This window comes from Lujinxingia vulgaris, from assembly GCF_007997005.1.
Classification (GTDB): domain Bacteria; phylum Myxococcota_A; class Bradymonadia; order Bradymonadales; family Bradymonadaceae; genus Lujinxingia.
The window spans coordinates 1-7,285 of the sequence record NZ_VOSL01000106.1 but is presented as its reverse complement, the minus strand read 5'-3'; the positions used below and the strand labels follow the sequence as shown (position 1 = coordinate 7,285).

The following is a 7,285-nucleotide window of genomic DNA, read 5'->3' as shown; positions in this document are numbered from 1 at the left end:
GCAGTCGGCCCCGCCGCGCGCGCCAGCCCCCCAGACGCCGCCCGCACGTCCGAGCGCACCGCAGGCTTACCAGCCGCCCGCTCCGCAACCGCCCGCCCCTCAGCCTCCGGCGCCGGTGGCCGAGTCGGTTGAGGCCTTCGTCGACATCACCAACGAGGTGGAGTTTCTCGACGATGGCACCTCCTCCGGGCTCATTGCGATCGAGGCGGTGGAGGCCGCGCCGGCCACGGAGACCGAGATCCGGCAGATGCTCAGCGAGTGCCAGGTCTTCTTAAAGTACGGTCTTTACGACAAGGCGGTGGCCGCCATTGAGGCCGCGCTGGAGCGCTCTCCGAAGAGCGTGGTGGCCCACCAGCAGAAGTTGGATCTGGCGCGTGCCACCCGCGATCAGGCCGGGGCCTACCGCACGCTGATCACCCTGGCCGAGCTCACCGCCGAGACGCCGCTGCGGGCCTATGAGTTTTTGACCGAGGCGCTCGAGGTGGCTCCCAACCCGCAGGCCGTGCACGTGCGCGCCCAGGCGCTCGGGGTCGACCTCAACGGGCCGCCGCCTACCGATGGCATCGCCGAGATCTCCATCGACGCCATTGAGGTCGTCGAGGTCGTCGATGAGCCGGGCACCATGCAGGTCGACGTCGACGACATCGACGCGTTCGTCAGCGAAGAGCCTGCCTCCGACTCCCTGGACTTCCTCGATGAGGCGGTCGTCGACTTTCTGCCTCCCTCCGAGGAGTTTGAGGCCGACGACGCGGTGCACGCCGCGCTGGAGACCCTCGACTCGGCCTTTGACGCCTTTGGCGATGCGCCCGAGAGCGGACTTGCCCAGGCCACCGAGGCCGAGCCCCTCTCGCTGGGCGACATGGAGTCGATCGAGGAGATTGGCGACTTCGACGACGTCGACATCGACGACATCGGCACCTTTGAGAGCGTGGAGGAGCCGGGCCTGATGGCCGGGCTGGACATCGCCTCCAGCGTGGTCTCCGACGATGAGCTGGCCTTTGATACCGACGACGTCGTCGATATGGATCTGAGCCAGGATGTCGGCGGCATTGGCGAGGTGGACTTCTCGGCGCTCGACGACGCGCCGGCCGGTGGGGAGGCACCCAGCGTGAACTCGCTCTTCGCCGATGTGGAGGCCGACGACATCTTCGATGACCTCTTCGGCGACATGTTCTCCGGCGGCGACGTCAACATCGGCGGCGACGACCCGATGGGCGAGATGGCGGAGATCGACTTCTTCATCCAGCAGGGGCTGACCGAAGAGGCGTCGGAGGCGATCAGCACCTTTGAAGACCAGCACCCCAACCACCCGGGGCTGGCCAAGCGGCGCGCGCAGCTGATGCAGGTGCGCGGCGGCCTGGGCGCTGCCGACAACCCCTTCGGCGCGCGCAGCCTCTCGCAGAAGTTCAACCCCAGCGCGGCCAACCCCACCGGGAAGGTCGCCGCCCCGAACTTCGGCGAGGTGGTCAACTCCAACCTGGAGCTGGGCGTGGCCTACCGCGAGATGGGACTTCTTAACGAAGCGCTCGACGAGTTCCGTCAGGCCGCCGACGACCCCGACGCCCGGGACGCCGCCGCCTACCAGATCGCGCTCTGCGAGCTGGAGCTCGGCCACACCGACGAGGCGCGCAACACCCTCACCGAACTGCAGGCGCGCGAGGGGCTGAGCGCCGATATGCAGCAGGCGGTCAAAGAGCAGCTGGAGGCGATCGGCCAGCAGGCCTCGTAACGCATGCACTTTAGGCTTGACGCGGTTGCGCAACTGCCTAATCTACTCAGACCCTCTGCGGGTGTAACTCAGCGGTAGAGTGTCAGCTTCCCAAGCTGAAGGTCGTGGGTTCAAATCCCATCACCCGCTTTATGCAGAGCATTAAAAAACCCCGACGCCATCCGGCGTCGGGGTTTTTTGTTCAAGGAGTTTTTCTGCGCGCTCAGGCGGTGCGGCGCATGCGCCGCCTGGCGAGCAGGCCGGCCATAAGCAAGAGCATCAGCGCCGAAGATCCGCCGGAGTCGGTGGAAGAGCAGCCCACGCAGGAGTTCTCTTCGAGCATGCGATCTTCCGAGGCGTCGCCGGCGTCGGGTTGGGCACCAGCGTCGGGTTGCGAGCCGGCGTCGGGCAGGTCGGTACCCGTGTCCGGTTGGCCCGCGTCCTCCTCACCGGCGTCGGGTTGCCCCGCGTCGGGCTCACCGGCGTCGACCTCGGGCTCTTCGACGCCCCGGCGCGTCAGCCTCAACGCGTCGGCCACAAACTGCAGGCGATCAGCAAAAGCCTCGCCACTGTTGTCGTAGATCTCCAGGCGTTCGCCGCTCTCTCCGCTCAACCGGAAGGTGCCCAGCGAGGTCCACCCGCTGGCGGCGCCCTGGTCGACGCGAAGATCGTGCTGCTGGCCATCGGCAAAAAGGCTGTAGCGAGCACGGGCGCTGCTGGCGATGCTGGCCTCGATGTAGACCTCCAGCTCGTAGTCGCCGGGCTCCTCCACATGCAGGCTCCAGCGGGCGTAGCCGTCGGGGTCCGGCGCCTCCCAGGCATAGGTCCAGTTGAGGCTCCCGCCGTGGCCGACGTCTTCGGTGCGCCAGGTGCCAACATTGCCCAGAAGTTGAAAGCAGGCGTCGTCGTTGTCGATCAGTCCGCCCTCGGGGCCGATGAGGCCGCAGGGCTCGGCGGGCTGGCCGATCAGATCCTGGTAGGAGGTCACCAATGACATGTAGGTGGGGATGTAGGCCTGGCCGTGCGGGCTGACGTTGCGGCGGATGTCGTAGTGCAGGTGAATGGTCGTGGGCGTGCCGCCAAAGGCGTTGGAGACGAGCCCCAGCCGGTCACCGGCGGCCACGGTATCGCCCACGGAGACGGCCAGCGTGGCCGGATCCATATGCAGGTAGCGGTGTTGGGTGCCGTCGGCCGTCATCAGGTTCACCGAGTAGGTGCCGATGTTGGTGATGGTGCCGGCCTCGGCCGCCACGGTCCAGTGGGTCTTGTTCTCGCAGGTGGCCGGGCGGATGTCCTGGCCCTGGTGGCCCTGCCCGCCCGGGCAAAGGGGCATATCCCAGGTGCGCGTCTCACAGTAGTTATCCCACCAGGGGTAGCTGTAGTTATTCGCGTCGCACTGGCCACCACCGGGGCCGTTCATACCCCCGTGCCCCCAGACCTGGGAGTTGGGGTAGGCCGGGGCCTGCTCGATCGGAAAACGCATCCCGGGCACATAGACCGTGTAGTCGACGCGCCCGGTGCCGCTTCCGGCGACGAGCTGGCCGGGGGGCTGGTAGGTGAACTCTTCGGCCTGGGCGGGCGCCGCGAGCAGCGCCGCCCCCAGCGCGAAGACGGCGCCGCAGGCGAACTTCTCAAAGGTTTTCCACATCATCGACGTCATCGCGTGGCCTCCGCGTGAAGCAGCTTCAGCCCTTCGACCAGCTCCCAGGCGAAGGCGTCTTCGGCGCAGCGCGGGTTGTTCATCGGGTCCTGGCAGTCGATATCCAGCGCGTAGGCCACGTCAAAACTCTCAAAGCTCACCGTCACGATGGCGTGGGTGCGACTTAAGACGGGGCGACCGGCCTGAGCGTCGGGTTTCTCTTTTAGACCGCTGCCCGGCACGCTGTGCTGCGCGTTCGTCCCGTGGATCACGACCCCGAAATCCTCGCCGCGCATCGACGCGCCGTACCAGGTGGGGCCGGTGGTCAGCTGCAGGGTGGCCAGGAGCGCGTCATCGTCGGGCAGCAGCACCGGGACCGGCGAGGACGCGGCGCGCTTCAGCACCTCGGCGGAGACGCGGTCAGGGGAGAGGCGTTCGGCCCGGTCTGCGGCCTCCCGGTCGGGCTCGATGGTTTTGAAAGACTCGGTCGCCACGACATCGGCGGCGGGCGCGGAGCGCTCCTGGGTCACCAGAGGTTGGGAGGCTGAGCGTTGCGCGTCGGCAGGAGGCTCGGGCTCGGCGCAGGCGACGCTCATGGCGAGGGCGCTGAGTACGCCGAGCGAGGCGCAGCGCAGGCAATAGCGGCGAGTGGGGGCAGCAACATCCATACAAACTCCCGGGTGGGGTGCCGGCGGGGTATTTAGCGGGGTGGAGCAGCGAGGTCGGCCGGAGCGTTTTGATACAAAGCGGCGTCAGAGGTGTATCGGAGTGGGGTGGGTGTAACAACACACATACCATCAACCTGGGAGCTTTAGCAGATTTCTCAAAAAGCTAAATCTAGCAGGGCGCCTATTATCTCAGATTCCAGAGAGCTTGATGCGCTTCTCGCCAAAGGTGGCGAACATCTCAATATCCCCACCCAGGGCCTCCACATATCGTCGAAGAGTCGAGAGTAAGAAGTCGTCTCGGTTCTCAATATGAGACACCTGCGCCTGCGCCATCTCCAGACGATCTGCCAACTCCTGCTGTGTCAGCCCTATCTCTTTGCGGAGTGCCTTGAGGTTCAACTCCATGACGGCCGCCAGGGCCTCTTGACGAATCTCCCTGAGTTCGTCGTCGGTAAAGTGCTCACGGTCGAGTTCTTCCAAAGTGCGGGTCATGGCGTCTCCTGGTGAAAATCCTCCCAGATTTTCTCTGCGAGGGAGATGAGTTGCTCATAAAAGCGTTTGCTTCCGGCCTTTGTTGCCCCGATGAGCAGAAGGGCGTTTCGCGTGGGATCAAACCCGTAGATTACGCGAATCTGCGTGCCTTTGGCCTTGACGCGTAACTCGCGAAGAGGGTGTGAGGTGTTCTTCAACGATGAAGAATAAGGAAAGGGCAATGTGACCCCCATTTGCTCGAGCATCGCGACGACCCGACGGACCGCCTTTTTCTCGGTGGCGTCCAGGCTACCAAACCACTCGCTGTACTCATCGGTGACAAGAATCTGAGTCTTCATGCGTCTCCGTGGTTTCAACGTGCCAAAAGAAATATAATTCCAGGATTATATAAAATCAATATTCTATCAAATAACCTACGCGAGTGTTGGTCCTCATGTTCTTCGCCCAGGGTGAGTGGCGCCCGACTCGACACTGATGTGGCGCATCGAACGGCCCTCCTCCTTGCCAGATCGGGCTTAAAACTCCTCCCCCAGCGCCACACGCGCCCTGCGGCCGCCGTCGGTGAGTATGGAGCGGCGGTAACCGGCCTTGACGATCCTCAGTCGGGACTCGTCGGGAATCATGTAGGTGGCGTAGTCGGCATAAAACTCCAGGGCGTCGACGAGCTCGCGGATGGTGGTGTTGAGGTCATCGGCCAGCTCGTCGTAGGCGCGTCGAGCGGCGTCACGCTCCAGGCGGGCGAGCTCCAGCTGGCCGATCGAGACGAGGGACTTTCGGTCTTCTCCGGGAGCCTCGGCGGGCGCCGACACGCACCGAACCTGCTGCACATTGAGTCCGAAAACTCGCGCGATATCCCCTCGTCGCCCCCGGGGTAACCCGTGGCGCTCCCAGTAACTGACCGTGGTGTGGCTCACCCCGAGCCGCTGCGCCAGCTCCCGCTGGGTCCAGCCCGCGCGGGCCCGCAGCTCAGCGAGCTCGTGGGCCTCCTCCTGTTTGCTCACGCTTGATTGCCTCACAATGGCACCTCCTCTCGTGTTCCGATCCACATCGCCGCCGAAGCCAGCGCATCCGGCCTCGTGGTGACGACCTGAACACATGTACCGTTAGTCACGTTACAGAGCAAGAGCCGATTGCAAAGTTGTGGAATTGGTACTATGCGAGATGGGCGGTGACACCGTGAACACACGACGATCCAGCCCCGAGCCCCTCATGCTTAGCCTCGCGATCCACCAGCTTCGAACGGAGAAGGGTTACAGCCAGGAGGAGCTCGGCGATCGTCTGGGCGTCTCGAAGATGACGATCTCGAGGTGGGAGCATAGCGGCCCCCCCGAGCATCGCGTCAGCGAGATCGCCGGGGCGCTGGAGATCAGCGTCACCCACCTGCGCCGCCTGGCCGCGCAGCTGCATGCGCAGGCCCGGGCGCAGGCCGAGACCACCACCTTTGTGCGCAGCGAGGCCGGGATCAACGCCTGGCGCAACGCCATCGCGCTCGCCGGCCTGGATCCGCACGTCGCGTTGATTCTGGCAATATTGCCGGCGTTTTTAGACGCGGACACCGGCGTGGTCGTGGTCACCACCGCTGAACTCTATGAGCGCGCCAACCTGCCTCCGGAGTGGGTTCAAACCCATCTTCCGGCGGTGGTTGACAGTCCCTGGGTCGATCGCGTCGGCCAGGTGAAGTGGGTCTTCACATTGACCTTCCCTCCCGAATTTCTGCAGAAAAACCCGCTTTAATGTCAGCGTCTTAGGCTTCATTTATCGCTATACGACGATCCTGACACCTTTCCAGGCGTTGACCCCGGGTTTATCGTCCCCGCATACTGCTCACCGGTTCAGATGACTGAGGTGATGATGTCCGGGAATTCCACACACACTGCGCTCGCAACCCGCCTGCTCACGGGCGACCTCTCGGCGGAGGTGCGCCTGGCGCTGGTGGGGCTTCTGCCCTGGCTGGGAGAGCCCGCGATCCTGCGCGCGCTCGATCTGCACGAGCTCTCGGAGCGCACGGGCACATCGCGCGCCGCCCTGCGCGCCGCGCGCCAGATCGTGCTCTCGGAGATGGACTCGAATTCGAGCCCCAACCTGTAACGTTACCTCGCATGACAGCCTTGCCACATACTGACAACATGTTCAGCTCCTGTTTACGAATCCAACGCATAGGAGCATGCGCATGTTTATCGAAAATAGCCTCACCCTCTCCACCGACGCCCTGCGCGAAGAGCGCCTCCCCCGCTATGTGAGCGCCGAGCACGCCGTCGACCACTACCTGCGCCTGGCGCTGCAATGCGGCGGGATATCCGCCCTCGATTACCGCAGCGTAGGCCTCTTCATTCAATACTCTCCCCCACCCGAACCCGGCCATATCCGCGACCTGAGCACCCGCTGGGAGCTTGAGGCGGCCTTTGCCGAGGCCCGCGATCGCAGCCTGGAGGACGACTGGACGGTATGGTGCGAGGTGCGCATCCACCACCGTGCCTACCGCGACATCAAGGGATGGTCGAAGACCACCGTCAGTCGAAAAGTCGAGCGGGTCGACGGGCGCGTGGAGGAGGCGCTGGCGGAGCGCCGGATGCTGGCCCGCCACCGCATCGAGCACGCCGCGAGCATCAAGGAGGGGGCATGAGCACCAAGGCGGAACGTTACGTGATCGCCAGACTCAACGGAGCGGGAAGTCGTCAGGCCGCCCGGGTGGCGGGCTACGCCGGGGGGCGACCACCCTCCACCGCGCTGCGCCTCCACGCCCGCGTGCGCGAGCTGCGCGCGATGCCCGACGGCGCG

The 7,285-nt window shown here is 64.9% G+C and carries 9 protein-coding genes and 1 tRNA gene; 5 read left to right on the top strand and 5 right to left on the bottom strand.

Annotated features, from left to right (window positions below):
- On the top strand, nucleotides 1–1,729 hold a 1,729-nt coding region (locus FRC96_RS16335; protein WP_230470349.1), incomplete at its 5' end, for a tetratricopeptide repeat protein.
- A 57-nt stretch (nucleotides 1,730–1,786) separates the two neighbouring features.
- Nucleotides 1,787–1,858, top strand: a tRNA-Gly gene (locus FRC96_RS16330).
- Between the two features lie 73 nt (nucleotides 1,859–1,931).
- Here the strand turns inward: FRC96_RS16330 and FRC96_RS22350 are convergent.
- The 5 genes from FRC96_RS22350 to FRC96_RS16305 form a co-directional block, all read right to left on the bottom strand.
- Complete coding sequence (locus FRC96_RS22350) at nucleotides 1,932–3,368, bottom strand: peptidoglycan DD-metalloendopeptidase family protein (protein WP_230470348.1); 1,437 nt, start codon at nucleotides 3,366–3,368, stop codon at nucleotides 1,932–1,934.
- The gene (locus tag FRC96_RS16320) at nucleotides 3,365–4,015 is read right to left on the bottom strand and encodes a hypothetical protein (protein WP_146975986.1); all 651 of its coding nucleotides are present in this window, start codon (nucleotides 4,013–4,015) and stop codon (nucleotides 3,365–3,367) included. The genes FRC96_RS22350 and FRC96_RS16320 overlap by 4 nt, the downstream gene beginning before the upstream one ends.
- 189 nt (nucleotides 4,016–4,204) lie before the next feature.
- Nucleotides 4,205–4,507 (bottom strand): helix-turn-helix domain-containing protein, encoded by a 303-nt coding sequence (locus FRC96_RS16315; RefSeq protein WP_146975985.1) that lies wholly within the window; start codon nucleotides 4,505–4,507, stop codon nucleotides 4,205–4,207.
- Nucleotides 4,504–4,845 (bottom strand): type II toxin-antitoxin system RelE/ParE family toxin, encoded by a 342-nt coding sequence (locus tag FRC96_RS16310; RefSeq protein ID WP_146975983.1) that lies wholly within the window; start codon nucleotides 4,843–4,845, stop codon nucleotides 4,504–4,506. Before FRC96_RS16310 ends, FRC96_RS16315 begins: the two co-directional genes overlap by 4 nt.
- A 177-nt stretch (nucleotides 4,846–5,022) precedes the next feature.
- On the bottom strand, nucleotides 5,023–5,508 hold the full coding sequence (locus FRC96_RS16305; RefSeq protein WP_230470347.1) for a helix-turn-helix transcriptional regulator: 486 nt from the start codon (nucleotides 5,506–5,508) through the stop codon (nucleotides 5,023–5,025).
- 208 nt (nucleotides 5,509–5,716) lie between these two features.
- Between FRC96_RS16305 and FRC96_RS16300 the strand changes: the two genes are divergently transcribed.
- The 3 genes from FRC96_RS16300 to FRC96_RS16290 all read left to right on the top strand — a co-directional run bounded on the left by FRC96_RS16300 (nucleotide 5,717) and on the right by FRC96_RS16290 (nucleotide 7,130).
- On the top strand, nucleotides 5,717–6,241 hold the full coding sequence (locus tag FRC96_RS16300; RefSeq protein ID WP_230470346.1) for a helix-turn-helix domain-containing protein: 525 nt from the start codon (nucleotides 5,717–5,719) through the stop codon (nucleotides 6,239–6,241).
- A gap of 117 nt (nucleotides 6,242–6,358) precedes the next feature.
- On the top strand, nucleotides 6,359–6,595 hold the full coding sequence (locus tag FRC96_RS16295; protein WP_146975978.1) for a hypothetical protein: 237 nt from the start codon (nucleotides 6,359–6,361) through the stop codon (nucleotides 6,593–6,595).
- Between the two features lie 82 nt (nucleotides 6,596–6,677).
- On the top strand, nucleotides 6,678–7,130 hold the full coding sequence (locus FRC96_RS16290) for a hypothetical protein (RefSeq protein ID WP_146975976.1): 453 nt from the start codon (nucleotides 6,678–6,680) through the stop codon (nucleotides 7,128–7,130).
- The last annotated feature ends 155 nt before the right edge of the window (nucleotides 7,131–7,285 follow it).

Bases quoted from the DNA above. Each gene is read 5' to 3' on its own strand.
- FRC96_RS22350 (WP_230470348.1), bottom strand. From the start codon at position 3,368: ATGACGTCGATGATGTGGAAAACCTTTGAGAAGTTCGCCTGCGGCGCC.
- FRC96_RS16320 (WP_146975986.1), bottom strand. From the start codon at position 4,015: ATGGATGTTGCTGCCCCCACTCGCCGCTATTGCCTGCGCTGCGCCTCG.
- FRC96_RS16315 (WP_146975985.1), bottom strand. From the start codon at position 4,507: ATGACCCGCACTTTGGAAGAACTCGACCGTGAGCACTTTACCGACGAC.
- FRC96_RS16310 (WP_146975983.1), bottom strand. From the start codon at position 4,845: ATGAAGACTCAGATTCTTGTCACCGATGAGTACAGCGAGTGGTTTGGT.
- FRC96_RS16300 (WP_230470346.1), top strand. From the start codon at position 5,717: ATGCTTAGCCTCGCGATCCACCAGCTTCGAACGGAGAAGGGTTACAGC.
- FRC96_RS16295 (WP_146975978.1), top strand. From the start codon at position 6,359: ATGTCCGGGAATTCCACACACACTGCGCTCGCAACCCGCCTGCTCACG.
- FRC96_RS16290 (WP_146975976.1), top strand. From the start codon at position 6,678: ATGTTTATCGAAAATAGCCTCACCCTCTCCACCGACGCCCTGCGCGAA.